General features: G+C 69.6%; 24 protein-coding genes. 11 read left to right on the top strand and 13 right to left on the bottom strand.

Features of this window, described 5'->3' with window-relative positions; translation table 11 throughout:
• Positions 1–62 precede the first annotated feature (62 nt).
• From ACWGID_RS26060 to ACWGID_RS26075, 4 genes are all read left to right on the top strand, one after another.
• Entirely contained in the window at positions 63–509 is a 447-nt protein-coding gene (locus tag ACWGID_RS26060; protein ID WP_452200755.1) for a GNAT family N-acetyltransferase, read from the top strand.
• A gap of 29 nt (positions 510–538) precedes the next feature.
• The gene (locus ACWGID_RS26065) at positions 539–1780 is read left to right on the top strand and encodes a hypothetical protein (RefSeq protein ID WP_452200757.1); all 1242 of its coding nucleotides are present in this window, start codon (positions 539–541) and stop codon (positions 1778–1780) included.
• 53 nt (positions 1781–1833) lie between these two features.
• Positions 1834–2544, top strand: a complete 711-nt coding sequence (locus ACWGID_RS26070) for a transporter substrate-binding domain-containing protein (RefSeq protein ID WP_452200759.1) — start codon at positions 1834–1836, stop codon at positions 2542–2544.
• Between the two features lie 74 nt (positions 2545–2618).
• Complete coding sequence (locus tag ACWGID_RS26075) at positions 2619–5867, top strand: S8 family peptidase (RefSeq protein WP_452200761.1); 3249 nt, start codon at positions 2619–2621, stop codon at positions 5865–5867.
• 57 nt (positions 5868–5924) lie between these two features.
• Here ACWGID_RS26075 and ACWGID_RS26080 read toward each other — a convergent pair whose 3' ends face one another.
• Positions 5925–6917, bottom strand: coding sequence for a malate dehydrogenase (locus ACWGID_RS26080; protein WP_452200763.1), 993 nt, complete (start codon positions 6915–6917; stop codon positions 5925–5927).
• A 169-nt stretch (positions 6918–7086) separates the two neighbouring features.
• Between ACWGID_RS26080 and ACWGID_RS26085 the strand changes: the two genes are divergently transcribed.
• Genes ACWGID_RS26085 through ACWGID_RS26095 form a run of 3 tightly spaced genes read left to right on the top strand, consistent with a single transcriptional unit; the run spans position 7087 to position 9006 of the window.
• Positions 7087–7926 carry a glycerophosphodiester phosphodiesterase family protein gene (locus ACWGID_RS26085; protein ID WP_452200765.1) on the top strand — a complete coding sequence of 280 codons (840 nt, stop codon included), beginning with the start codon at positions 7087–7089 and terminating at the stop codon, positions 7924–7926.
• Positions 7902–8183, top strand: a complete 282-nt coding sequence (locus ACWGID_RS26090) for a glycerophosphodiester phosphodiesterase family protein (RefSeq protein WP_452200767.1) — start codon at positions 7902–7904, stop codon at positions 8181–8183. The genes ACWGID_RS26085 and ACWGID_RS26090 overlap by 25 nt, the downstream gene beginning before the upstream one ends.
• A 16-nt stretch (positions 8184–8199) precedes the next feature.
• Positions 8200–9006 carry a spermidine synthase gene (locus ACWGID_RS26095; RefSeq protein WP_452200769.1) on the top strand — a complete coding sequence of 269 codons (807 nt, stop codon included), beginning with the start codon at positions 8200–8202 and terminating at the stop codon, positions 9004–9006.
• On the opposite strand, the gene ACWGID_RS26100 is transcribed toward ACWGID_RS26095, so the two are convergent.
• Positions 8969–9487, bottom strand: a complete 519-nt coding sequence (locus tag ACWGID_RS26100; RefSeq protein WP_452200771.1) for a helix-turn-helix domain-containing protein — start codon at positions 9485–9487, stop codon at positions 8969–8971. The genes ACWGID_RS26095 and ACWGID_RS26100 overlap by 38 nt on opposite strands.
• A 58-nt stretch (positions 9488–9545) precedes the next feature.
• Between ACWGID_RS26100 and ACWGID_RS26105 the strand changes: the two genes are divergently transcribed.
• Complete coding sequence (locus ACWGID_RS26105) at positions 9546–10394, top strand: MOSC domain-containing protein (RefSeq protein WP_452200773.1); 849 nt, start codon at positions 9546–9548, stop codon at positions 10392–10394.
• Here the strand turns inward: ACWGID_RS26105 and ACWGID_RS26110 are convergent, their stop codons facing one another.
• Together ACWGID_RS26110 and ACWGID_RS26115 are read right to left on the bottom strand one after the other, a co-directional pair.
• Positions 10395–10865, bottom strand: a complete 471-nt coding sequence (locus ACWGID_RS26110; RefSeq protein WP_452200775.1) for a lamin tail domain-containing protein — start codon at positions 10863–10865, stop codon at positions 10395–10397.
• 116 nt (positions 10866–10981) lie between these two features.
• A complete protein-coding gene (locus ACWGID_RS26115; protein WP_452200777.1) occupies positions 10982–11740 on the bottom strand; it encodes an MBL fold metallo-hydrolase in 759 nt (252 codons plus the stop codon).
• Between the two features lie 82 nt (positions 11741–11822).
• Here ACWGID_RS26115 and ACWGID_RS26120 point away from each other — a divergent pair, with 82 nt between their 5' ends.
• The gene (locus ACWGID_RS26120; protein ID WP_452200779.1) at positions 11823–12776 is read left to right on the top strand and encodes a GlxA family transcriptional regulator; all 954 of its coding nucleotides are present in this window, start codon (positions 11823–11825) and stop codon (positions 12774–12776) included.
• Here ACWGID_RS26120 and ACWGID_RS26125 read toward each other — a convergent pair.
• The 6 genes from ACWGID_RS26125 to ACWGID_RS26150 form a co-directional block, all read right to left on the bottom strand.
• Entirely contained in the window at positions 12752–13012 is a 261-nt protein-coding gene (locus ACWGID_RS26125) for a hypothetical protein (protein ID WP_452200781.1), read from the bottom strand. The genes ACWGID_RS26120 and ACWGID_RS26125 overlap by 25 nt on opposite strands.
• 75 nt (positions 13013–13087) lie before the next feature.
• The gene (locus ACWGID_RS26130) at positions 13088–15115 is read right to left on the bottom strand and encodes a CAP domain-containing protein (protein WP_452200783.1); all 2028 of its coding nucleotides are present in this window, start codon (positions 15113–15115) and stop codon (positions 13088–13090) included.
• 238 nt (positions 15116–15353) lie between these two features.
• Positions 15354–16343, bottom strand: coding sequence for a CAP domain-containing protein (locus tag ACWGID_RS26135; protein ID WP_452200785.1), 990 nt, complete (start codon positions 16341–16343; stop codon positions 15354–15356).
• Positions 16344–16552: 209 nt separating this feature from the next.
• Positions 16553–17368, bottom strand: coding sequence for a CAP domain-containing protein (locus tag ACWGID_RS26140; protein WP_452200787.1), 816 nt, complete (start codon positions 17366–17368; stop codon positions 16553–16555).
• Positions 17369–17463: 95 nt separating this feature from the next.
• Positions 17464–18126, bottom strand: coding sequence for a GNAT family N-acetyltransferase (locus ACWGID_RS26145; protein WP_452200789.1), 663 nt, complete (start codon positions 18124–18126; stop codon positions 17464–17466).
• Between the two features lie 147 nt (positions 18127–18273).
• Entirely contained in the window at positions 18274–19401 is a 1128-nt protein-coding gene (locus tag ACWGID_RS26150) for a GNAT family N-acetyltransferase (RefSeq protein WP_452200791.1), read from the bottom strand.
• Positions 19402–19479: 78 nt separating this feature from the next.
• On the opposite strand from ACWGID_RS26150, the gene ACWGID_RS26155 reads away from it, so the two are divergent.
• Positions 19480–20292 carry a DeoR/GlpR family DNA-binding transcription regulator gene (locus ACWGID_RS26155; RefSeq protein WP_452200793.1) on the top strand — a complete coding sequence of 271 codons (813 nt, stop codon included), beginning with the start codon at positions 19480–19482 and terminating at the stop codon, positions 20290–20292.
• Positions 20293–20301: 9 nt separating this feature from the next.
• Here ACWGID_RS26155 and galK read toward each other — a convergent pair whose 3' ends face one another.
• Together galK and galT are read right to left on the bottom strand one after the other, a co-directional pair.
• Entirely contained in the window at positions 20302–21429 is a 1128-nt protein-coding gene (galK, locus tag ACWGID_RS26160; protein WP_452200795.1) for a galactokinase, read from the bottom strand.
• On the bottom strand, positions 21426–22472 hold the full coding sequence (galT, locus tag ACWGID_RS26165) for a galactose-1-phosphate uridylyltransferase (protein ID WP_452200797.1): 1047 nt from the start codon (positions 22470–22472) through the stop codon (positions 21426–21428). The genes galK and galT overlap by 4 nt, the downstream gene beginning before the upstream one ends.
• A 167-nt stretch (positions 22473–22639) precedes the next feature.
• Between galT and ACWGID_RS26170 the strand changes: the two genes are divergently transcribed.
• The gene (locus ACWGID_RS26170) at positions 22640–23968 is read left to right on the top strand and encodes a hemolysin family protein (RefSeq protein WP_452200799.1); all 1329 of its coding nucleotides are present in this window, start codon (positions 22640–22642) and stop codon (positions 23966–23968) included.
• Here ACWGID_RS26170 and ACWGID_RS26175 read toward each other — a convergent pair.
• Entirely contained in the window at positions 23913–25172 is a 1260-nt protein-coding gene (locus ACWGID_RS26175; RefSeq protein ID WP_452200801.1) for an MFS transporter, read from the bottom strand. The genes ACWGID_RS26170 and ACWGID_RS26175 overlap by 56 nt on opposite strands.
• Positions 25173–25175: the final 3 nt, after the last annotated feature.

Raw genomic sequence — 25175 nt, forward strand, 5'->3', positions numbered from 1 at the left:
AGGCTACGGTGCGACGTCCGAGCGATCTAGGCTATTTCTGCACACCGACCAAGGATGCCCCCATGATCAGACCCGCGACGCCGGCCGACGCGGGGGTCGTCACGGCCATCGCCCGGGCGGCCTTCGAGCACTACATCCCCCGGATCGGCCTGCCTCCGATCCCGATGACGATCGACTACACCGCGGCCGTCAACGGCGCCAAGGTGTGGGTCGCCACCGATGACGACAGTGGGGCCGTCAGAGGTTTCGTACTGCTGGAGGACGAGCCCAACTCGCTCCTGCTCGACGTCCTCGCCGTCGCGCCGGACGCCCAGGGCACCGGCCTCGGCTCCGCCCTGCTGACGTTCACCGAGGATCAGGCCCGCGAGCGCGGATACCGCCGCATCACCCTGTGTACCAACGAAGCGATGACCGAGAACCTCAGCTACTACCCGCGCCACGGGTACGTCGAGACCGGTCGGGAGACCATCCTCGATCGCCGTCGCGTGTTGTTCGAGAAAACGCTCTGAATGGCCCTGGTGAGTCGCATTCTTGCCCCATGACGATGGACAGCGCGGTCGACTGCCCGCAGTGCGGCCGCCCGTTGCCGACCGACGCGCGCTACGCGATCTGGTGCCGGCACTGTGAGTGGAACTTGGAGCCGGCGCCCGCGCAGCCGGACCGGCAGGTCGAGCGCGAGCGCAAACTGGCGGATGCCCTGGCCGAGCGACCCGCGTCCGGACCGGAACGTTCGCTGAGCGCTTTCCTGCTGTCGCTGCCGGTGCTACTGGTGCCGCTTCCCGGGCTGCTCGGCGGACTCGCGCTGCTCGTGTTCTACCGCCCGTTCCTGTTCGGCGTCCCGTTCGCCGCGATCCTCTTCGTCATCACCGCGATCTTCCGCCCGCGCATCACCCGCCTCCCGGACAGCGCCCAGCCGGTGACCAGAGAACAGGCTCCCCAGCTGTACGACGTCCTCGACCGCCTCGCCGGTCAGACCGGGACGCCGAAACTGCAGAGCGTCGTGGTCACCACCGACACCCGCATCGCGATCGACCGCATCGGCCTGAGCTACCGCCGTACCCTCCGGCTCGGTCTCCCGTCGTGGACCGTCCTCGGACCGCAGGAGCGGTACGCCGCCCTCGCGCACGCCCTGTACGACGACCAGCGCAGCGTGCACGACCGCGTCCTCGGCGCGGCCCAGCACGTCATCGGTGAACTGGCGGCGACTGTGTCCCCCGGTGCACTCGACTCGGCCGGTGAGTGGCGGGCCAAGCACTCCGAAGGTGTGGATGTCGTGGTCGGGCGTGGCGAGGGCCAGATCGCGCACCATCGGATGACCCAGATCGCGAACGCCGTCCTCGGCCCGCCGATCCGCGCGTACCACCGGCTGCTGCGTCGGCTCGATCTGGCCGGGCGGCAACGGCGCGAGTACCGGATCGACCGGCGCGTGGCCGAGCTCGTCGGCTCCGAGCCGACCGCCGCGTCCCTGGAGCGGGTCCTGCTCGCCGGCATCTGTTATCGCGCACTCGAGCGCGCCGTTCGGTTCGATCGCACGGGCGATCCGCTCGACGCGGTACGACGTACCGCGGCCGAGATCCCCGACCATGAGTTCGCGCGACTGGTGCGGGTCGACCGGGCGTGCAACGGGCGCAGTGACGCGGAGCATCCGCCGACCTGGCAGCGCACCCGTCTGCTCCGCGCGCATCCGGCGCCGACGACCACCGTGTTCGCGCCATCCAAGGACGACGAGCTGGCCCCGGCCACCCGCGCCGCCGCGGCGACCCTGCGAGATCACGACTGACGAGATCCGTCAGTCGTCAGCCGGGCCGAAGGCGGGCGGATAAGGTCGCCGCTATGACGACTGTTGCCACCGACCTGGCGCCGACCGGTGTCCTGCGGGCCTCGATCAACCTCGGTAACCCGGTCCTCGCGCAGGGCACCCCGGACGCGCCCGGCGGCGTCACCGTCGACATCGCGCGGGAGCTGGCCAAGCGGCTGGACCTGCCGCTGGAGCTGCTGTGTTTTGACGCGGCACGGAAGTCGTTCGAGGCGATGACGACCGGTCAGGCGGACCTCTGCTTCCTCGCGATCGAGCCCGCCCGCGCTGCCGAGGTGGCGTTCACCAGCCCGTACGTCGTGATCGAAGGAGTCTTCGCCGTCCCGCGGGACTCGGCGCTGACCGCGGTGGCCGACGTGGACGCGCCTGGCGTGCGGATCGGGGTGAAGCAGGGCTCGGCGTACGACCTGTACCTGACCAGGACCTTGCAGCAGGCGACGGTGGTGCGGGGTGTGGACGGTGTCGACGTGTTCCGGGCCGAAGGGCTGGAGGTGGCCGCGGGCATCCGGCAGCCGATCTCGCAGTACGTCGCCGAGCACGCGGACCTGCGGTTGATCGACGAGCGGTTCATGCAGATCCAGCAGGCCGTCGGGACGTCCAAGGCGAAGCAGCCCGAGACGGTTGCGTACCTTCACGACCTGATCGAGGACCTCAAGTCCACCGGCTTCATCGCCGCCTCACTGGCCGCCGCCGGCCAGGACAGCGGACTGGTCGCACCACCTGCCTGAAACTGAGGCAACCCCTGAGGCCGGTTGCGGCGTTCTAAGAGTGCGCAGACAACCGTCTTCTGGGGAGGCCCTGAGTGAGTTCGAGATCTACGCGTAGAGCAACGCCCGCGATCGCCGTTCTGGCGGTCGCGGGCCTTGCCGCCAGTACGTTGGCCGGTCAAGCACCGGCGCAGGCGGCACCATCCGGCCAGTCGGCCACCGTCCACACGGCAGCCAAGGACATCCGCGTCACATTGATCACCGGTGACCGCGTCGTCCTGCGCGGCGGCGACCTGACCAAGGCGACGGTCGAACCCGGTGCCGGCCGGCAGGACGTCGGCTTCACCACACACCGCACCAAGGACCACATGTATGTGATCCCGGCCGACGTCACCAAGCAGGTGGGCGACGGCCGGATCGACCGCCGGCTCTTCGACGTCGCTGAGCTGCTCAAGGACGGGTACGACGACGCGTCGACGAGCACCATCCCGGTCCTGACGACGTACTCCGGGGCCGCCGCGGCGAAGCGCGCCGTACCGGCCGGGGCCAAGGTCACCCGGCAGCTGCCGTCGATCGGTGGGGCGGCGCTGAAGGTCAGCAAGAGCAGCGCCAAGACGTTCCTGAGTTCGGCCGGGTTCAGCAAGCTCTGGCTGGACGGCAAGCGCAAGCTGATGCTGGACCAGTCGGTTCCGCAGATCGGTGGACCGGTCGCGTGGCAGGCGGGGTACACCGGGAAGGGAGTGCCGGTCGCGGTGCTCGACACCGGTGTCGACGCGACCCATCCCGATCTCGCGACGCAGATCGCGGGGGAGAAGAACTTCACCACCGAGTCCGCCGACGACCTCGTCGGCCACGGTACGCACGTCGCATCGACGATTGCCGGTACGGGCGCGGCGTCGGGTGGACGCTACAAGGGCGTCGCGCCGGACGCGCGGATCTACAACGGCAAGATCTGCGAGGTGTGGGGGTGCGAGGACTCCGCGATCCTGGCCGGGATGGAGTGGGCCGCGCGCGACGTCAAGGCGAAGATCGTCAACCTCAGCATCGGCGGCCAGGACACGCCGGACCTCGACCCGGTCGAGGAGGCCGTGAACCGGCTGACCGCCGAGACCGGCACCCTGTTCGTAGTTGCTGCAGGCAACGAAGGTGCCGGTGACGCGACGATCAGCTCGCCGGGCAGCGCCGACGCGGCGCTGACCGTCGGCAACGTCACCAAGCAGGACCAGCTGAACCTGACCTCGAGTCGTGGACCGCGCATCGGTGACAGCGCCCTGAAGCCGGACGTCACCGCTCCCGGTACGGACATCGTCGCCGCGAAGTCGAAGGACTCGTCGATCGGCGAACCGGTCGGCGACCAGTACCTGCGGCTCTCCGGGACGTCGATGGCCACGCCGCACACCGCCGGCGCCGCCGCGATCCTGCTGCAGGAGCACCCGTCCTGGACGCCGGCCGAGCTGAAGGCCGCGCTGATGGGTTCGGCCAAGGTCGCGGCCGGCCAGACGTCGTTCCAGCAGGGCGCTGGCCGGATCGACCTGACCACCGCGATCAAGCAGTCCGTGGTCGCTGAGCCGGGCAGCGTGTCGTTCGGCAAGGCGTCGTACCCGCACACCGACGACCAGCCGGTGACTCGCGCGGTGACCTTCCGGAACCTCGGCGACGCGGCGGTCACGTTGTCGTTGTCGTCTGTGCTGACCGGTCCGGACGGCGCGGCGGCTCCGGGCGGTGCGCTGAAGCTGAGCGCCGACTCGGTCACCGTCCCAGCCGGCGGTACGGCGTCCGTGCAGGCGACATCGGACACCACACTCGGTGGCGCCGACGGGCTGTACAGCGGTCGCATCACCGCCACGGGAGGCGGCCAGACGGTCGTCGTACCGCTGGGGGTGGACAAGGAAGTGCCGACGTACACCCTGACGGTCAAGTCGATCCGGCGGGACGGGGCGCCGGATCCGGACTACCCGGTGTACCTGCACGGCGTCGACAACGACCGGAACGAGATCTACAGCCCGGACGCGGACGGCACGGTGACGATCAGGGTGCCGCAGGGCGAGTACGTGCTCAACCAGTTCCAGGAGTTCGAGCGTGGACCCGAGGACTGGATCTTCTTCACGCTGCTCGCGCCCAGCATCAAGCTCACCGCCGACCAGACGATCGTTTTCGATGCACGCAAGGCGAAGCCGGTCACCACCTCGGTACCGAAGGCCGACGCTGTCGACGCGTTCTCGGACATCGGGTTCGACCGGACGATCAAGGACAGCACGTACAGCTACACCGCCGCGGGTTTCAAGCTCGGCAAGTTCTTCACCTACAACGCGGGGCCGAAGCTGACGGCGGCCGAGCTGACCGGGCACGTGACGTCGCAGTGGGGTGTGCCGGGTGTGGACGGGTACTTCACGAACACGCCGTACCTGTACGGGATCGCGAACTACTTTCCGGGCGACTTCCCGACCGGTTTCGACCGGTTGGTGCAGCAGTCCGACCTCGCGACCGTGGACAGCACGGTGAACTCGGCCGACGGCGCACGACTGTTCAAGATGCTGTCCTCACAGGGGCCGGGCGGCGGGTGGGCCCGAGTGATCCGCCTCGACCCGCCACGGACGATCCGGTACTACGTCGACCAGACGCCGTACGGCTGGGCCGGCGATACCCAGGACGACACCGACGGCCCGGACTTCCCGAGCCCGCGCTGGCGCCTCGTGGGCGACCCGGTGATCTACAAGGCCGGGCGGCAGTACACGGAACGCTGGAACGCGGCGACGTTCGTCCCGTCGGTGTATGCCGCGACGCGGTCCGCCGACAAGCTGACCATCAGCATGTACGGGCTGAGCGACGCCGACGGTCACCGCGGTTTCATCGACCGGACGTCCCAGAGCACCAAGCTCTTCCGGGACGGGACCGAGGTCGGATCGTCGGACGAGTTCGGTTTCGTCGACGTCGCGGGCCTGCCGGCGGGTAAGGCGGCGTACAAGCTGGTCACGACCGGGACGCAGGCGGTCTGGCCGTTCTCGACCCGGACCGACCTGGAAGCGACCTTCACGTCGTCCGCGGATCAGTCGAGCGTCCCGATCCACACCGTGCGCTTCCGGCCGGATGTCGACGGCAACAACACGATGGTGCGCAAGCCGGTCACGGTCCTGCCGTTCGAGGTCACCGGCGGTCCGGTGACGAAGGTGAAGATCGAGTACTCCGGTGACGCGGGTGCCACCTGGCATCAGGCGCCGGCCACGGGTGGCAAGGCGATCTTTCCGACGCCTGCCGGTCAGGCCGTGTCGTTGCGTTCGACCGCGACCGATGCGGCCGGCAACAGCACCACGCAAACGGTGATCGCCGCCTACACGCTGCGGTGAGAACAGCAGCAGGGCCCCCGGGACGCGTCTCGGGGGCCCTGCTGTCAACGTGCTGGGTCAGCCGATCAGGCCGAGCGCCTTCACCGCGTCGCGCTCCTCGGTGAGCTCGGCGACCGAGGCGTCGATCTTGCCGCGGGAGAACTCGTTGATGTCCAGACCCTGGACGATCTCCCAGTTGCCGTCCTTGGTGGTCACCGGGAACGACGAGATCAGGCCCTCGGCGACGCCGTACGAACCGTCGGAGACGACCGCCATCGAGGCCCAGTCACCGTCGGCGGTGCCGCGCAGCCAGTCGCGGGTGTGGTCGATGGTGGCGGCCGCGGCGGAGGCGGCCGAGGACGAACCCCGGGCCTCGATGATCGCGGCGCCGCGCTTCTGCGTGGTCGGCAGGAAGTCGTTCTCCACCCAGGCCTGGTCGTTGACGACCTCGGCCGCGTTCTTGCCGGCCACCTCGGCGTGGAAGATGTCCGGGTACTGCGTCGCGGAGTGGTTGCCCCAGATCGTCATCTTCTTCAGGTCGGTGACGTGCACACCGGTCTTCTTCGACAGCTGCGCCAGCGCCCGGTTGTGGTCCAGGCGGGTCAGCGCCGAGAACCGCTCGGCCGGGATGTCCGGCGCGTTGCTCTTCGCGATCAGGGCGTTGGTGTTCGCCGGGTTGCCGGTGACGGTGATCCGGATGTCGTCCGCGGCGTGGTCGTTCAGCGCCTTGCCCTGGCCGGTGAAGATCGCGCCGTTGGCCTCCAGCAGGTCACCGCGCTCCATCCCCTTGGTGCGCGGCCGCGCACCCACCAGCAGCGCGACGTTGACGCCGTCGAAGACCACGTTCGGGTCGTCGCCGATCTGGATCCCGGCCAGCGTCGGGAACGCGCTGTCGTCGAGCTCCATGACGACGCCCTCGAGCGCCTTCAGCGCCGGGGTGATCTCCAGCAGCCGCAGCTCCACCGGCGTGTCCGGCCCGAGCAGCGCTCCGCTCGCGATCCGGAACAGCAGGCTGTAACCGATATTCCCTGCGGCCCCGGTAACGGCCACCTTCACCGGTGTAGTGCTCACGACCAGCTCCTAGCTCATCAGATTGTGTGCTTCGGACGCTAGCAAGCTCCGCGCTCGTGTCCAACGCTGGGTTGCTCACATTCGGCGCGATCGTTCATCGAGCGGCTACGTGGCGTACGCCGGAGTACCGGAGATTGGCGCCAGTCCCCTGACGTGTTAGGAGAACCTCATGAAGCTGACCGGCCGGCTGATTCCGGTGACTGTCTCGGCGCTAGCGGTGGCCACCTCGGTCCTGGTCCCGCAGTCCGTCGACGCGACCAGCCATCACGACGACTTCGTGATCGTCGGCCACCGCGGTGCGTCCGGCTACCGCCCGGAGCACACGCTGGCGTCGTACGAGCTGGCCGCCCGGATGGGCGCCGACTACATCGAGCCCGACCTGGTCACCACCAAGGACCACGTCCTGGTCACCCGCCACGAGCCGGAGATCAGCGGTACGACGGACGTCGCGGACCACCCGGAGTTCAAGGACCGCAAGAAGACCAAGCTGCTCGACGGCGTCGCCACCACCGGCTGGTTCACCGAGGACTTCACCCTCGCCGAACTGAAGACGCTGCGGGCCAAGGAGCGGATCCCGGCGGTCCGACAGCACAACACGATCTTCAACGGGCACTACCAGATCCCGACGTTCCAGGAAGTCATCGACCTCAGCAAGCGACTGTCCAAGGAGCTCGGCCGCCCGATCGGCATCTACCCCGAGACCAAGCACCCGACGTACTTCCGGCAGCAGGGTCTGCCGCTCGAGCCCGAGCTGGTCAAGACGCTCGACCGCAACGGCCTGAACAAGAAGGACGCCAAAGTCTTCGTCCAGTCCTTCGAGGTGTCGAACCTGAAGGCACTGCACAAGGAGCTGCGGGTCCCGCTGGTCCAGCTGACCAGCGCGAGCGGGGCGCCGTACGACTTCGTGGTGTCCGGGGACAAGCGCACTACGCCGATGTGGTCAGCGCGAACGGTCTGCGCGAGGTCGCGACGTACGCCGCCGGGGTGGGCCCGAGCAAGGACCAGGTGATCCCGCTGGACGCGACCGGCAAGCTCGGGAAGCCGACCGCGCTGGTCGCCGACGCGCACAAGGCCGGCCTGGTCGTGCACCCGTACACGTTCCGGGTCGAGAACACTTTCCTCCCGGCGGACTTCGACAGCTCCACGAACCCGAACGACTCCGGCAACCTGTTCGGCGAGATCGCGGCGTACCGGAAGGCCGGGATCGACGGTTTGTTCACCGACAACACCGATGTGGCAGTGGCGGAGGAGCGCGAGGCCAAGTAGCTGGGATGATGGGCGGGTGGAACGCAGGACGGCCTCCGGGCTCGCGAGTGTGGAGGCCGAGGCCGACGGCACGTTCGTGCTGCGCGTCGACGGGTCACCCCAGTCGCAGGTCGATCTCGCGGACCCCACCAACCTGTCGTTCGAGTACATGCGCCGGATCGGCGACGTCGTCGACGCGGTCGCGCCGCGACGTCAGCCGGTCGCGGTCGCGCACATCGGCGGCGCGGCACTGAGCCTGCCGCGGTACGTCGCCGCGACCCGCCCGCGGTCCCGGCAGATCGTGCTCGAACCCGACGAGGACCTGACCGACTTCGTCCGCGAGGCGCTGCCGCTGCCGAAGCGGTCCGGGATCAAGGTCCGCCCGGTCACCGGCCGGGCCGGCATCACCGACCTGTACGACGACTCGATGGACCTGGTGATCCTGGACGCCTTCGAACACGAGGCGGTCCCGGCGAACCTGGTGACCGCCGAGTTCTTCGCCGAGTGCGTGCGCGTCCTGCGACCGACCGGCGTGCTCGTCGCGAACCTGATCGACGGGAAGACCGGCCTGCCGTTCATCCGGCGGACTGCCGCGACGGTGGCCGCCGCGGTTGGTTCAGGCGTTGTGGTCGCGGAGCGGAAGATCCTGCGGGGCAAGGGGTTCGGGAACGTCATCATGGTCGCGTCGCCGCAGCCGGTGCCCGATCTCATCGACGCGGGACGGCGGGCGCAACCGCCGTACGACGTGATGTCGCTGGGGGAGTTGGCGGGGAAAGCCGCGCCGCTGACCGATGCGGAAGGCTTCGTCACGCCGCGGGCGCCGGCCTCAGTCTTCCGGAGCTGAGTCGGTCGACTGCTTGAGCGACGGCAGAACGCTCGGCCGGAGTCGCGCCGACTGTTCTGACCAGGTGGTCCAGGCGGTCGCGTCCGGGGAGACGGGTGCCCTGGAGCCAGGCCTGGATCGTCGCGCGGGGGATACCGGTCAGCTGTTCGAGGGTGCGGAGCGAGCGCGGCCGAGCGAGGGCCGCGACGGCGTCACCGAGGTCTTCGAGGGTCTCGGCATCGTCCAGCAGTCCGACGATGTCGCGTGGATCGCGGCTCGCTTCCTGCCAGCGCCGATGCCACACGGGGAGCAGGTCCGCCGGCACTCCACAACCGGTGAGGTAGGCGGCGGCGACGTCCCAGGTCGGGAGCTGCTTGCCGCTCGCCGCGCGGATCAGGTGGGGGTGCGAGTAGTGGGCCCGGTCCGCCAACTGGCGGTAGCTGAGGCCGGCCTGGCGGCGGACGCGATGCAGCGCGGCGGCGAACCTTTCGACATCCTCCACGTGTTCAAACATAACTCAACATGTTTCAACAGTTCAAGGTCGGGCTAGGCTTGCGGTTGTGTCTGTTGCAAAGGTTGCCGCCCTGGCCTACTACCCGGTGAAAGGTCTCGCCGGGGTCCCCGTGGAGACCGCCGAGGTCGGTCCCACCGGTCTGCTGAACGACCGGCTGTTCATGTTGGTCGAGCCGGACGGGACGTTCCTCAGCCAGCGCAAGCTGCCCGCGATGGCGACACTGCGGGCCGCGCTCGACGGCGACGTACTGCGGCTGTCGGCGCCGGACGCCCCGGACCTCGACATCGAGATCAGGTACGACGGGAAGCGGCGCGACGTCAGCCTGTTCGGGAAGTGGTTCGGGCAGGGCGTGGTGCAGGACCCGGCCGCGGACGCGTGGTTCACCGAACGACTCGGTACGTCGGCCGCGCTGGTCCGGGTCACGCCCGAGCACGACCGGCCCGGCTGGGGCGCGCATCGCGGGCTCACCGGGTACGGCGACGCGCACGCGCTGATGATCACGTCGCAGGCGTCACTCGACGGGCTGAACGCGCGGATTCTCGAACGCGGCGGCGATGCGATCCCGATGAACCGCTTCCGGCCGAACATCGTGGTGTCCGGCTGGTCGGACCCGCACACCGAGGACGAGGTACTGCGGATGACCGCCGGCGCGGTCGAGATCGGGTACTCAGCGCGCGGGATCCGCTGCGCCGTACCGACTGTCGATCAGGCGACCGGTGCCAAGTCGGGGCCGGAGCCGACGCGGACCCTGGCGACGTACCGGCGGGAACCCGCCTATGGCGGTGGGGTCAGCTTCGGGGTGAAGGCCGCGGTGCTTGCCCCCGGCATCGTTCGGGTGGGCGACGAGATCGCCGTCCGGGAATGGATCCCGGACGGCACTGATCCCGCGCAGTAACTAGCAGGCGACGCGGGCGCGACCGGCGACGGCCTTGTAGGAGCAGGTGTCGAAGGTCTTCCCGGCCGGGGTCTGGAAGCGGGCGGTGTCGCCGGTGTTGTTCCAGACGTACCAGCTCTGGTTCCAGTACAGGGTCAGGGCCCGGTTGCGGTTCTTGCCGGTCCGGACGATGACCGTCGACCGGCCCGGCAGCACGTAGCCGCGCGGGAACACGAAGACGTGGTTCGCGACATCAGCGACGCGGTACCCGGACAGGTTGATCGGCCGGGTGCTGATGTTGCGCACCGTGAAGAACTCGTTGTTCAGCTGGGCGTTGGTGCGGGTGTCCGCGCCCGGCGGGTCGTACTGGATGCCGCCGAGGACGACGGTGATCGCCGCCTCGGCCGAAAGCGGTGCGAGGATCGCCGTGCCGGCGAGCACCACGGCGGCCGTGGCGGCGGAGAAGAGCAGGCGGAAACGTCGTACGAGCATAGGAATGTCCCCTTGGGCAGTGGGCCGATGATCCCCCGGCCCGAATGAGAATGACTGCCGGTCCCCCCGGCGGCGCAAACCTTAGTCGTAACTCTCCGTGCTCGTCAAGCGCTCAATCACACGTGCGTGGGGACGCCGTGCGGCAGCAGGTTCACGCGGTCCTCCAGGCCGGCGTCACGGAACGCGGTCATCAGCTGGTCCGGGCCCTCGGAGAAGTGCGTCCAGCCCTCGGTGTGGACCGGGACGATGGTTGCCCCGTCGAGGATGCGGGCGGCCTCGACCGCGTCCGTCGAGGTCAGCGTGAGGTTCGCGTTGTCGAGCAGACCGGTCCGCGCGGCGCCCGCGAACAGCACCGCGACGTCGATCGCCGGGAACCGGTCGGCGATCTCCTTCACCAGACCGAGCGACGCGTTGTCCCCTGACACGTAGACCGTCGGCAGCCCCTCGCCCTCCAGGACGAACCCGGTCACGAATCCGACGACCGCCTCGGCGCCCTCCGGGCCGTGCAGCGCCGGTACGCCGGTCACCGTGAGTACGCCGCCGTCGGGCCGCGGCAGCTCGATCGACTCCCAGTTCTTCAGCCCGCGGACGCCGGGGATGCGCACCGCCGCGCCCTCGGTCGACAGCACCGTCGGGATCGACGGCAGCAACGCCCGCCCGGCGTCGTCGAGGTTGTCCTTGTGCTCGTCGTGCGACACCAGCGCGACGTCGAACGGACCGAGCTCCGCGGCCGGGATCGCCGGGCCGATCAGCTTGGTCATCACCCGGCCCGGGAGCTGGTAGTCGCGGGGCTCGTCGAAGGCGGGATCGACCAGGAACGTCAGGCCGCCGAGGGACAGGACGGCGGTCGGGCCGCCGATGTGCGTGATCTTCATGACCACGATCCTGCGCCCCCGCGGAGCGTCCGGCCATTGGCCCGGGAGCCATAGTTACCGAAGATCGGGCCATACTGGTGTGATGCGCACAGTAGCGGTCTTCGCGTACGGCGGGATGAGCCCGTTCCACCTCTCGGTGCCGTGCCTGGTCCTCGGCGAACGACGCGGACTTCCCGAGCGGTACGACGTACTCGTCTGCGCCGAGGAACCGGGAACGATGCCGACGAACGCCGGGTACGGGATCACCGTGGAGCACGGGCTCGAGGCGATGGACCGGGCCGACGTCGTGGTCCTTCCGAGTTGGGAGCCGGGGCTGGTCGCTTCCGACGTACTGCTGGAGACGATCCGGCGGGCGCACGCGCGAGGCGCGACCGTGGTCGGGTTGTGCGTCGGGGCGTTCCTGGTCGCGGAGAGCGGGATCGCGGAAGGGCGCGAGGTCGTGACGCACTGGCGATTCGCCGACGAGCTGCGGTCGCGGTACCCGTCGCTGAACGTACGCGCCGACGTGCTGTGGTCCGATCAGGGCGACGTCATCACATCCGCGGGTACGGCGGCCTCGCTGGACTGCTGCCTGCACCTGGTGCGGACGCATCACGGGGTCGAGATGGCGGAGAAGGTTGCCCGCGACATCGTGGTGGCGCCGCATCGCAGCGGGTCGCAGGCGCAGTACATCCCGGTGCCGGTGCCGCCGGACCCGAGCGACGACGTGATCGAGAAGGCGATGGTGTGGGCCCGGGCGCGGCTCGACCAGCCGGTGTCACTCGACGACTGGGCCGGGGCGGTGGCGTTGTCCCGGCGTACGTTCACGCGGCAGTTCCGGGCCCGGACCGGGAGCTCGGGGCAGGCGTGGTTGCTGCGGCAGCGGCTCGACCGGGCGCGGTTGTTGTTGGAAACAACGGATCTGTCGGTCGACCGGGTGGCGAACGAGAGCGGGTTCGGCAGCAGCGACGCGTTGCGGCACCACTTCCACACCCTGCTGGGGACGACGCCGCAGCGGCATCGGCAGGAGTTCTACAGCAGCACGAGCAGGATGTAGATCACCGGCGCCGCGAACGTGACGAGCAGGATCCAGGCCATCATCCGGTGACCCGTCTTGCCGCGGTCGAGCGCGGAGGCGAAGTACAGCACGGCACCCTCTTCGGTGTGCCGGCTCAACCCCATCCGCTTGGCCTCCTCGGGTCGCGGATCCGGACGCTCCTCCGCGAACGCGTCCGGATGAATCCCGAAATGCGCCGGCCCGGCCCGATCCACATCATCACGCTCGGAAAACATCCAGCCTCCCGCAGGTTGGTGGACCAGGTCGTCAAACCATGGTCGCACCAACCCTCAGCAAGAGCGCTCCACCCACTACGAGAAGTTCGCCACCCACGCGTTGCGATCGGCGGTACCCGTCAGGCACAGCAGGATCTTGCAGTGCTCGGTGAAGCCGTAGCCCACCGCTGCGGTCGTCAACCCGCAGTTGAGGATCGTGCTCCTGCTCTGGGCCATCATCTGGTCGAACGCTTGCTTGGCCGTCCAGTCGTCGCCGCCCGCCGCGCTCATCGATCCACCGCTCGCCGTCAGGCGGCTGGCGGACTTCGACCGGCTGCCGGCGTCCGATCGCGAACTCGCCGTCATGTCGCTGTCACGCTTCAGCGGAGCGCAGCCGTTGCTCTTGCGTGCGCTGTCGATCATGTTGAACAGTTGCAGCTCGATCGGCTGCATCGAGCCGCCGTCCTCTGGCGGTGGCGGCGGGGTGGTGGTGGTGGTCTTGGTCGGCTTGGGGGAGTCGATGGTGCGACCCGGGGTGGTGGGCGCGACCGTGGAGTGCTCGGTCGTCGGTGTCGACGTTGGCTCGGTCGTCTTCGGAGTGCGCGAGGGGACCGTGGTCGGGGACGTCGAGTCGGTCGGGGTGTCCGTCGGGGTGTCGGTGGGGGTCGCGGTCGGCGTGGTCGTCGGTGTGACGGTCGGGGTCGCCGTCGGCGCGACGGTCGGCCGGGTCGTCGGGGTCGAGGCCGCGGCCTTGGTCGACGGGGTGATGTAGGTGTCGTCGGTGCGCGTCACGATCGGTACGGACGCGTCGGCGTCGTCGTTCTGCGGCTGGTGCAGCAGGATCCACGAGATCGGCGTGATCACCAGGATCACGGAAGCGATCGCAATCACCGTCCGCCGCCCCCGAGCGGACCGCCCAGCCGCCGCCGACCGAGCCGCAGCCCGCCGCCCCGGCCCACCGGCCCCAGACCCACCAGCCCCAGGCCTCCCGGGCCCTGAACCACCAGGTCCAGATCCGCCCGGCCCGGAACCGCCGGCCCCGGAACGGCCAGGCCCAGAACCCGCCCGCCCACCAGCAAGCCCAGCAGCCCCCGCCGCACCCCCGACCCGATCCAGCCGCTCGCCATCCAGCCGCTCGCCACCAAGCCGCTCACTACCAAGCCGCTCACTACCAAGCCCGGCGCTGCCAACGTGGTCGCTCCCCATGCCGGCCGCCGCGCTGTAACCAGCACCACCGAGGCGGTCCACCCCGAGCCCGGCACTGCCTGCTCGATCGATGCGCACGCTGCGACGGTCCGTGCCGTCGCCGGTGCCGCCGAGGCGGGCTGCGGGGAGCTCGGAACTGCCGGTGCTGGGTGCTGTGTTGCTCGGGGTGTCGACCGGGGCTGCGGAGGCGCGGCGGGCGGCTGAGCCGCGGGCGGCGGCTGCCAGGTCGTCGGCCGCGGAAGCCGCCGCGGCTGAGGTTCCTGCAGTGGGCCCGCTGGGGGTGTTTGGCTGCGGGTCGGCCGCAGGGGTAGTGGCGCCTAGGGAGGCCCAGTCGTCGGCGGCTCGGCGGGTGGACCAGGTGCCGGCGGTTTCGCCGAGGTCCTGGTCCGCGGGGGTTTCCGGGCGCCGGGCCGTGCGGCGGGCGCGGGCCGGGGGTTCGGGGTCGCCCACGATCGACTGCTCGACCCACGACGGCGTACCGGCGGCGCGGCGGCCCGAGAGACCGGACGCGGAGTCTTCGGACGGGCGGCCGGCGTCGGCGGCCGGATAGCCGGCGGCCGGGTAGCTGATGGCCGGGTAATCGGCGGCTGGGTGTCCGGGGGTCGCGTGGTCCGGGGTCGCTTGGTCGGGGGCCGTGTAGCTGGGCAGGGCCGTGCGTGGCGCGTACTGCGGGGTGGCCGGGCGCGACTGGTTGCTGCCGGCCCAGAACGGCGACTCGCTGGACGTGCCGGCGTTCTGCGGGCTCGCCCAGTACGGCGACTCGTCGCTGGAGCGCGGCGCGTAGCGGGGTGGTTCGGGTGGCGGGGGCGGGGTGGTTTCCGCGGGCGGGGTGGACCGGTTGCCGGATCGCGACGAGCGGGACGCGGCCCGGGTCGCCTTCCGGCGTGGTTTGTACCGGCCGTTACCGGACTCGGACATTATTTCGTTGTTCCCTTCCCAGGACGTGCCTCATCAACCGTCCAGCCGGAGCCCCCCAGGAACGTCCGGCAGCAGGACACGATCGGATCTACCCGCGGCGACCGGCCGTGAACCGGCCGGACATTGTGGCTCTGGGACAACATCCCGGCCACACTCGGTGTGCTCGGCACAATGACAGCGCGCCGGCAGCGGACCTCACGTCCGGTGCCTCGAAGTGTGTTCACCACGAAGCACCCGTTCAGCTCCGGCCGAAGTCCTGGACCCAGCTGCCCGGTCCGTAGTCGGACCGCACCTGGCCGGGGTCGTACCCGATGCCGATCGCGGTGAACCGGCAGTTCAGGATGTTCTTCCGGTGGCCGTCGCTCTGCATCCAGGCAGCGACCACCTTCTGCGCGGAGTCGTAGCCGGCCGCGATGTTCTCGCCCCAGCCCGACCCGCGGTACCCGGCGTCCTTGATCCGGTCGCCCGGGTCCTCACCATCGGGGTTGGTGTGGTCCATGTAGTGCCGCCGGACCATGTCCGACGCGTGCTTCCCGGCCGCCTCGACGAGCGCACTGTCCAGCCGGAGCGGGCCGCAGCCCTGCTGCTGACGGATCTGGTTGGTGTAGTCGAGGACCTGCCGCTCCTGCGCGTTCGTCCCGCCACCGCCGGTCGGCGGCTCCGGGGTGTCCTGCGGCGTGTCGGTGGTCCGGGTCTTGGTCGGCGTGCTGGACGGCGTCTTGCTCGTCGACGACGTCCGGGTCGGCTTCGGCTTGCTGTTGCCGCTGTCCGTACGTCGCGACGCGGTCGGCGTCACCGTCACGGTGGTCACGCCGACGGTCGGTGCGGTCGGCGTGGTCAGCGAGTTGCTCGGTGTGTCGCTCGGCGTCCCCGAGGTGCTCGGAGTGAGCGACGTGGAGGTCGAGGTGACGGCCGCCCCGAGGGCCGGCGTACCGACGACCGCGGTGGTGGTGCGGCCGTTCGGCAGGGTCTTGGTGACGGTGATCAGCGGCGTGCCGGCCGTCGTACCCTCGACCGCCGTGCTGCCGTCGACGCGGGTGTCCTCGGAGACGTTCAGCACCTTGGCGGATTCGTCGACGCGGGAGGTGTCGCGGGACATCAGCCAGACCACCGGGCCGATGGCGAGCAGGACCGAGAGCGCGCTGACGGCCGGGCCGACCAGGCCACGGCTCCGTCGGGGAGCTCGTCTACTGCCGCGGTGCCGCCGGGGGGTAGGCGAATCCGTCATGGGATGGGCGAATCCTCTTCGTTCTCGTCGTGCCGAGTAGCGCGTCGTTTCCCCGTGGTAGAGCGATTACAGACAGCACAGGCAACACAGCCAGGTCCCCCCTGGTCACCGAACAGCGACCTTAACCGACGCGCGAGGTCATCGTTACAGAGGCGTGAACCCTCTTAACAATTCCTGAAGAAAACGATTGAGTGAGTGGGGTGGGACCGTCAGCCGCCGAAGTCCTGCACCCAGCTGCCGTTGCCCAGGCCGGCCTTCACAACTCCGCTGTCGTAGCCGATGCCGATCATCGTGTAGGTGCAGTTGAGGATGTTCGCGCGATGTCCCGCACTGTTCATCCACCCTTCCACAACCGCTGCCGCACTCGTGTAGCCGACGGCGATGTTCTCGGCCATCGCGCCACCGGCGAACCCGGCCGCCTTCATCCGGTCGAACGGGCTGCGCCCGTCCAGGCTGTCGTGGGCGAAGTAGTGCTGGGCGACCATGTCGGCGGCGTGCGCGTCGGCTGCCCTGGTTAGGGCCTTGTTCGTCCGCAGCGGTCCACAGCCGGCCTTCGCCCGTTCGGCGTTGGTGAGCGAGAGCACCTGTGACTCCGCAGGACCGGATCCACTACTCGGCTTGGTGGTCTTGGTCTTCGTCGGTGTCGGTGTCGCGGTGTGGCTCGGCTTCGGGGTGGACTTCGACGTCGTGGGCGACGGTGTCCGCGTGCTGCCCCGGCTCGGTGCGGTCGTCGACCTGGTCGGCTTCGGCGTCACGCTCTTCGTCGTCGACCGCGTGGGCGTCGGCGCAGGCGTCGTACGGCGTGGTGTGTACGACGGGCTCGTCGGGATGACCGAAGGTGTCGGCGACGTGTCGTCGCTGACCGGCGCGACCGAGGTGACCGGGGTCTCCTGGCTGGTGACCTTGCTGGTACCGGTCTGTCGCAGAACGAACCATCCGACACCGGCGAGCAGCACAAGAGCCGACAGCGACGCGATGAGAGGCCCGGCCACACCGCTCACGGATGGCCGTCTGTGGTTCGTCATGGTCTGCAGCCTTGCCCGGGACGGCGGTTGCCCACTCCTGCGAGAACATGCACTTCACGAACCTTTGACTATCCCAGTCGTTTGAAACGACCGAGTCACCGCGAGCGGGCGATCACGATGTCCGCGATCACCTTCCAGCCCAGGCTCCGGTACAGCCGCAGGCCGTCGATCGACGCGATCAGGATGCCGCGCTTGGCACCCTTCGCCGCGGCCGCCTCGACCAGCGACGCCATCACCGCGCTGCCGAGTCCGCGCCGGCGGTGCGCCGGGTCGGTCTCGATCCGGTCCGCGACCGCGTCCGCGCCGACGACGGCCATCCGGCCGCTCGACACCACGCCGCCGTGCAAGGTCGCGCGGGTGATGATCAGGTCGTCCTCGAGCTCGGTGTGCAACGCGTACCGCTCGTGCAGCTTCAGGGCCGGTTGCTCCGACAGCTGGATCGTCATCAGCCAGTCCTGGTCCTGCTGGACCTCGAGGCCGAGATCCTCCAGCTGCTCGATCCGGGCTTCCTTGTCGTCGGTGGCCAGCGTGATCCAGCCCGCGCCCCGCCCACCGCCGTGCTGGAGGGCGAGCTGGGCGGCACGTTCCACCCGTTCCGGTTTGTCGTCGGCATCCAGTACGACGTACTCGGTCGGCCTGTTCTCCTCGCCTGCCCGGACGATCAGGATGCCGTCGTTGTCGTCCTCAACCGTGGTCCAGCCCCGCGAGACGGACCACCCGGCCTGCCAACGGCGGACGAGTTCCTCACGATCTCTCACCCGTCGATTCAAGCAGCCCGGCACCGCGACGGCGAGAGGGACGGGTGTCGTTTGTCACCAACTGGCCGTATTCCGCCGTCAACAGCGGGTCACCGTTACCGCTCGGAGCAGCCTGGCCGCAACCCCTCGGCGCGGGTTCCTGACCGATCAGTCGGGTCGGTCGCTCGCCAGCAGGTCGAAGACCAGGAGGTCGACGTACGCGCCGTCCCGGAGTGGGCTGGCGCGACGTTCGTGACCGACCTGCGTGAAGCCGTTGGCCTTGGCAACGTGCGCGGACGCACTGTTGCCTTCGGCGGCCATCACCACCAGCCGCCGGCGCCCGAGCCCACCGTCCGCGATCGGAGTGAACGCATGCGCGATCACTAGTTCGACGGCGGTCTTCATCACCTTGCGGCCGCGCGCGTCCGGGTGCGCCCAGTACCCGATCTCGCCCAGCGTCGGATCGATCCGGTGGTTCAGGTCGAAGATGCTGACGTTCCCGAGCAACTCGTCGGTCGCCGCGTCGACGACCGCCCACGAGACGCCCACGCCGTCCGCGAGCATCTGCAGCCGGCCCGTGATGAACCGCTGGGCGTCCTCGAGCGAGTACGGCGACGGCAAGCCGGCCAGCCAGTACTGCGTCCGCTCGTCACTGCACCCCTCCATCACCCGCTGCGCGTCCGACTCCCGCAACGCCCGCAGGCGAATCCCGCGGCCCTCGAGCTCGGGCACGCGCCACCAGTTGCCCTGTGGTTCGAGCTCTTCGTCGCGGCCGACCGACGCGACCCACTCGTCCTTACGTACGCCGCGCGCCCGGCCGCCGCCCGGGATCGTCACCAGCCCACGGAAGCCGGCCTTCCACGCCACCCGCCGGCTCGCCCAGTTGTCGACGAACGCCCGCCAGATCACGCGCTGCCAGCCGAGTTCGTCGAACGCGTACCGCACGGCCAGCTTGAGCGCCCGGGTCATCACACCGTTGCCCCGGACATTCGGTGTGACGGCGAACCCGACCTCACCGACGCCACCCTCACCGTCGCCGAGGTCGACGGTGCCGGCGTACCGGCCGTCGTACTCGATCGCCCACGCCCACATGGTGTTCGCGCGCCAGCCGTTCGGGATCACCTCGGTGAGGAAGTGCACCGCGTGCTCGTGCCCGTAGGGGACCGGGATGGTCGTCCACTGCTGCATTGTCGGGTCCTGGCACATCCGGAAGACCGGCTCCACGTCCTCGGCCGTGTGGGCACGGAGCGTCACCACACCATCGGTCAGCACGGGGACGTCTTCGGGGAATCGCATGCTTCAGGGTGACGCGCAGCCACCGGCTGGGCAACGCATTTCCCTGACAGCGAGACATTTCGAAAGTAGGCTGTGAAGGTGAACGCAGCCGGAGCAGAGCCGCCACGCGGCCGCGGGGGTCAGTTGGCCGCCCAGCGGCAGGCCACGATCGTTGCCGAGGTCAACAGTCGGGGTGCGGTCACGGTGGCCGAACTCGTCGACCGCTTCGGTGTCTCGGACATGACGATCCGCCGCGATCTCGACGCCCTCGACTCCAGCGGCCTGCTGCACAAGGTGCACGGCGGCGCGACGTCGGTCGGTCTGCGCAGCGCGCACGAGCCGGGCTTCGACGCCAAGCTGACGCAGGAGTCCGCGGCCAAACAAGCGATCGCTGCCGAGGCCGCCACCCGCGTCCAGCCGGACAGCGCGATCGGCATCGGCGCCGGTACGACGACGTACGCGCTGGCCCGGCAGCTCTTGCGGGTGGAGAACCTGACAGTCGTCACGAACTCGGCGCGGATCGCGGACGTGTTCCACGGCAACGGTCGCTCGGACCGCACCGTCGTACTGATCGGTGGCATCCGGACGCCGTCGGATGCGCTGGTCGGGCCGATCGCGACCGCGGCGCTGGCGTCGCTGCACCTCGACCTGTTGTTCCTCGGCGCGCACGGTGTCGATGCCGAGCACGGGTTGAGCACGCCGAACCTGATGGAGGCCGAGACCAACCGGTCGTTCATCGCCGCCAGCCGCGAGATCGTCGTGGTCGCGGATCACACCAAGTGGGGGACCGTCGGTCTGAGCACGTTCGCGACCTGGGCGGACCTGGACGTGATCGTCACGGACAACGGCCTGTCGACCGCTGCCCGCAAGGCCATGCGCGACACCGGGTGTGACCTGGTGATCGCTTCCTGAGGTACGGCGTCAGCTGACCCGGGATGCCCCGGCCGACGGGGTCGCGGCCAGCGAGGTCGGCGCGTTGAAGCCGTGCTCCGCGAACGCCTTCTCGATTGCGGCCAGGACCGATTCGGCCGCGCTGGCCTCGACCAGCGCGATGATGCAGCCGCCGAAGCCGCCACCGGTCATCCGCGCACCGAGCGCGCCCGCCTCGAGAGCGGTGTCGACGGCAACGTCCAGCTCCGGCACGGTGATTTCGAAGTCGTCGCGCAGCGAGGCGTGCGACGCGGTGAACAGCGGGCCCACCTCACGCAGCTTGCCGGCCCGCATCAGCGCGACCGCGTCCTCGACCCGGCGGATCTCGGTGACCACGTGCCGCACCCGGCGCCGTACGACGTCGTCCGACAACCGCGCCAGCGCGTCGTCGAGCTCCTCGAAGGCGATCGACCGCAGCGCCGGTACGCCGAGCTCGGCCGCGGCCTGCTCGCAGCTCTTCCGGCGCGCGGCGTACTCACCGTCGACGTGCCGGTGCGGTGCCTTCACGTCGACGACCAGCAGGGCGAGGTCGTCGGCCGGCGGGTCGAACGGGATCTGGTCGGTCGACATCGCGCGGATGTCGAAGAACAGTGCGTGGCCCGCGGTGCAGCACATCGAGGCCATCTGGTCCATCAGTCCGACCGGCGCACCGACGTACTGGTTCTCGGCCCGCTGGGCGAGCCGCGCCACCTCGGCCGGGTCGACCTCGATGTCGCGCAGGCCGAGCAACGCCACGAACGTCGCGCACAGCAAGGCGGCCGACGATGAGAGCCCCGCGCCGGACGGGAGGTCGGAGTCGACCAGCAGGTTCGCGCCGCCGATCGGGTAGCCGGTCTCGCGCAGGATCCACGCGGCACCGGCCGGGTACGCCGCCCAGTCGCCGACCGAACCGGGAGCCAGCTCGTCGATCGCGAACTCGATGGTGCCCGGGTGCCCGCTGGACGCGACCGCGATCCGGCCGTCGTCGCGCTTCGAGGCGGTGATCTGGATCCGGTTCGGCAGCGCGATCGGGAGTACCAGGCCGTCGTTGTAGTCGGTGTGCTCGCCGATCAGGTTGACCCGCCCGGGAGCGCGCCAGGTGCCGTCGGGCGCCGTACCGAAGAGATCCTCGAAGCTCACGAGCCAACCTTCCGCAGAGTCTCGGCCACGTCCTCGGGCCGGGTGTCGCTGATGAACGCGCCCATACCGGACTCGGAGCCGGCCAGGTACTTGATCTTGTCCGCGGCCCGCTTGATCGACAACAGCTCCAGGTGCAGGTAGCCGAGTTCGCGGTCGATCCGGACCGGTGCCTGGTGCCAGGCGGCGATGTAGGGCAGCGGCTCGCCGTACAGACCGTCGAGGCGGTTCAGAACGTCGAGGTACAGCTCGGCGAAGTCGTCGCGCTCGCCGACCGACAGCTCGTCGATCCCGCCGACCTGACGGTGCGGGTACAGGTGCACCTCGACCGGCCAGCGGGCCGCCTCCGGGACGAACGCGGTCCAGTTGCCGTTCTCCGCGACAACCCGGGTGCCCTCCTTGCGCTCGGCGGCCAGGACGTCGGCGAACAGGTTGCTGCCGGCCACTTCCTGGTGCTTGCGCGCCTGGGCGAGCAGGGTCCGCATCCGCGGCGGGACGAACGGGTAGGCGTAGATCTGGCCGTGCGGGTGGCTGAGCGTGACGCCGATCTCGCGGCCGCGGTTCTCGAACGGGAAGATCAGTTCGACGTCGTCGCGGGCGCTCAGCTCCGCGGTCCGGTCGGCCCAGGTGTCGACGACGAGCCGGGCCTGGCCCTGGGACAGGTTGGTGAACGAGCGGTTGTGGTCGCTGGTGAAGCAGACCACCTCGGTCCGGCCGGGGCCGGCGAAGGACGGGAACCGGTTCTCGAAGACGGCGACGTTGTAGTCGTGGTCCGGGATCTCGGTCGGGTTGCCCGGCTTGCTCGGGCACAGCGGGCACTGGTCGGCCGGCGGCAGGTACGTGCGGGTGTTGCGGTGCGTCGCGTAGGTGATCACGTCACCGGTCAGCGGGTCGGTGCGCAGCTCGACCTGCGGTTGCGGTGCGGGCAGGCCACGGGTGTCCTCGAGCGGCACCCGGGGCGGCGCGTCGGCCGGGTCGTAGTAGATCAGCTCGCGCCCGTCCGACAGTTTGGTGTCGGTCCGGCGGACACCGCGGGGTGTGTTCATCGTGTGACCCTCCCGGCCGTACGACGCGTCCGGCCAGGAATCATCGTAAACCAACAAACTCGAACACGCACGGCGGCCCGAGCGCCCGCTAGGCTTGGTAGATGGACGACTACGCCCTACGCCCGCCCTCTCGTGGTCTGACGAGAGGGCGCTAGGAAACTCCACCCATGAACGACTCCCTGCTGCTGAACATCGTTCTGATTCTGGTCTTCGTGTTGATCGGCGGTGTCTTCGCCGCCGCCGAAATGGCCCTCGTGTCACTGCGGGAGAGCCAGCTGAAGGCACTCTCGCACCGCGGCAAGCGTGGCGCGATCGTCGCGAAGGTCGCCGCCAACCCGAACCGGTTCCTGTCCGCCGTGCAGATCGGCGTGACCCTGATGGGCTTCCTGTCCGCCGCCTTCGGTGGCGCGACGCTGGCCGACGCCCTCGCCCCGCACCTGCGCAACCTCGGCCTGCCCGAGTCGGTCGCGAACACCGTCGCGCTGGTGCTGATCACCATCTGCATCTCCTACGTCTCGATCGTGCTCGGCGAGCTCGCGGCCAAGCGGCTCGCGCTGCAACGCGCCGAGACGTTCGCGCTCGGCCTGGGGCCGCTGGTCGACCGGATCGCCTCCGGGGCCCGGCCGGTCATCTGGCTGCTCTCCAAGTCGACCGACGTGGTCGTGCGGGCCCTCGGCGGCGACCCGAACGCGAACCGCGAGGTGATGACCGACGAGGAGCTCCGGGACCTCGTCTCGGCGCACGAGTCGCTCGGTGAGGAAGAGCGCAAGATCGTCGACGACGTCTTCGAGGCCGGCAGCCGCCAGCTCCGCGAGCTGATGCTGCCGCGCACCGAGGTGGACTTCGTCGACGCCGAGATGCCGGCGTACAAGGCGGTGAAGTTCGCCGCCGAGCGGCCGCACTCGCGGTACCCGGTGATGAACGGTTCCGCCGACGACATCGTCGGGTTCGTGCACGTCCGCGACCTGTTCGACCCGGCCGTCGCGACCCGCTCGGTGCGCGTCGGCGACCTCGCGCGCGACGTACTGATGCTGCCCGACACCGCGAAACTGCTGCCGACGCTGACTGAGATGCGCCGCCGCAGTACCCACCTCGCGATCGTCCTCGACGAGTACGGCGGCACCGCCGGCATCGTCACGCTCGAGGACCTGGTCGAGGAACTGATCGGCGACATCAAGGACGAGTACGACGAGGAGCCGGCCGAGACCACCCGGTTGCGCAGCGGCGACATCGAGGTCGACGGCCTGCTGAACCTGGACGACTTCGCCGACGCGACCCTGATCGAGCTCCCCGACGGCCCCTACGAGACCGTCGGCGGGTTCCTCGCCGCCAGCCTCGGGAAGGTCCCGTCGACCGGCGACGAGGTGCCGCTCGACGCCCACACGCTGACCGTCACCGAGATGGACGGCCGCCGGGTCGCCCGGGTCCGGCTGCACCTGGTCACGCCGGGAGCGGAGCCGCCTCCGGCCGACGCGCCAGCACCTGCCGCCGACTGAGCACCACCAGCCCACCCACGACGTACCCGAGGCCCTGGAAGACCAGGACCGGGATGATGCCAACGGCGTCGCCGAGGAACCCGGCCGCGGTGATGCCGATCAGCACCGCGACACTCTCGGCGGCGCCGACCGCGCCGAAGATCCGGCCGCGGGTGCCGTCGACGGTGAGGTGCTGGAAGACCGTCATCATCCCGGCGACGGCCAGTGCGCCGGGCAGGCCGACGACGATCATGCAGACGAACGCCGGGACCACGCTGCTCGACACCAGCGGGTAGAGGAACAGCGTGACGTCGATCAGGCCGAAGGCGAAGGCGCCGATGCCCCACAGGGTCGCGGCCGGCCAGCGGGAGCCGATCGCGGCGGCGATCAGGCCGCCGACGATCCCGCCGATCGCCTGCGAGGACACGATCAGGCCGTAGACCTTCGCGTCGCCGCCGATCTCGGCGCTGACGAACGGTGCGAAGAGCGTGCTCATGATCCCTTCACCGACCCCGGTGACCATGGAGAACACGAAGAACAACCGCATCGCCGGGCTGGCGACGCACAGCCGCAGCCCCTCGGTCCATTCGGTCTTCAGGCGCTTGATCGCCCCGCCGGTGGTCTGCTCTTCGGTGACGGTTCGCTGGTGCCGATATCGCATCGCGGCGACCAGGACGACAGCGATCAGGAACGTCGCGGCGTCCCCGAAGGCCAGCAGCGTCAGCCCGCCCGCGGCCGCGAGCACACCACCGAGCGCGGCGCCGATCAGGCGGGCGAGGTCGCGGATCTGACTGTTCAGCGCGTTCGCCGTCACCAGTTGCTCGGGGTTCACGAGCACTGGGACCAGCGACTGTTCGGCAGGGGTGAAGAACTGTTGCAGACAGCTTTGCGCGAGTACGACGCCGTACACGATCCAGATCATGCTCGCGTCGTGGACGGCGACGAGCGGGATCAGCACCAGCGCGTTGAGCACGTTGGTCACGATCATCGTGGTCCGCTGGTTCCACCGGTCGACGAAGACGCCGGCCAGCGAGCCGAAGACGACGGCCGGGAGGAAGGACGCGAGCAGCAGTCCACCCGAGGCCAGCGTCGATCCGGTCAGTACGTACACCTGGAACGCGAGACCGGTACGCAGCAGCCAGTCGCCGATCAGTGAGATCAGGCCGGCGCTGAGCATCAGGCGGTAGTCACGTTGCCGTGCGAGGACGCCCCACAAGTCCTTCATCTG

The organism is Kribbella sp. NPDC054772, assembly GCF_053611945.1.

Bases quoted from the DNA above. Each gene is read 5' to 3' on its own strand.
- ACWGID_RS26060 (WP_452200755.1), top strand. From the start codon at position 63: ATGATCAGACCCGCGACGCCGGCCGACGCGGGGGTCGTCACGGCCATC.
- ACWGID_RS26065 (WP_452200757.1), top strand. From the start codon at position 539: ATGACGATGGACAGCGCGGTCGACTGCCCGCAGTGCGGCCGCCCGTTG.
- ACWGID_RS26070 (WP_452200759.1), top strand. From the start codon at position 1,834: ATGACGACTGTTGCCACCGACCTGGCGCCGACCGGTGTCCTGCGGGCC.
- ACWGID_RS26085 (WP_452200765.1), top strand. From the start codon at position 7,087: ATGAAGCTGACCGGCCGGCTGATTCCGGTGACTGTCTCGGCGCTAGCG.
- ACWGID_RS26110 (WP_452200775.1), bottom strand. From the start codon at position 10,865: ATGCTCGTACGACGTTTCCGCCTGCTCTTCTCCGCCGCCACGGCCGCC.
- ACWGID_RS26115 (WP_452200777.1), bottom strand. From the start codon at position 11,740: ATGAAGATCACGCACATCGGCGGCCCGACCGCCGTCCTGTCCCTCGGC.
- ACWGID_RS26120 (WP_452200779.1), top strand. From the start codon at position 11,823: ATGCGCACAGTAGCGGTCTTCGCGTACGGCGGGATGAGCCCGTTCCAC.
- ACWGID_RS26125 (WP_452200781.1), bottom strand. From the start codon at position 13,012: ATGTTTTCCGAGCGTGATGATGTGGATCGGGCCGGGCCGGCGCATTTC.
- ACWGID_RS26130 (WP_452200783.1), bottom strand. From the start codon at position 15,115: ATGTCCGAGTCCGGTAACGGCCGGTACAAACCACGCCGGAAGGCGACC.
- ACWGID_RS26135 (WP_452200785.1), bottom strand. From the start codon at position 16,343: ATGACGGATTCGCCTACCCCCCGGCGGCACCGCGGCAGTAGACGAGCT.
- ACWGID_RS26140 (WP_452200787.1), bottom strand. From the start codon at position 17,368: ATGACGAACCACAGACGGCCATCCGTGAGCGGTGTGGCCGGGCCTCTC.
- ACWGID_RS26150 (WP_452200791.1), bottom strand. From the start codon at position 19,401: ATGCGATTCCCCGAAGACGTCCCCGTGCTGACCGATGGTGTGGTGACG.
- galT (WP_452200797.1), bottom strand. From the start codon at position 22,472: ATGAACACACCCCGCGGTGTCCGCCGGACCGACACCAAACTGTCGGAC.
- ACWGID_RS26170 (WP_452200799.1), top strand. From the start codon at position 22,640: ATGAACGACTCCCTGCTGCTGAACATCGTTCTGATTCTGGTCTTCGTG.
- ACWGID_RS26175 (WP_452200801.1), bottom strand. From the start codon at position 25,172: ATGAAGGACTTGTGGGGCGTCCTCGCACGGCAACGTGACTACCGCCTG.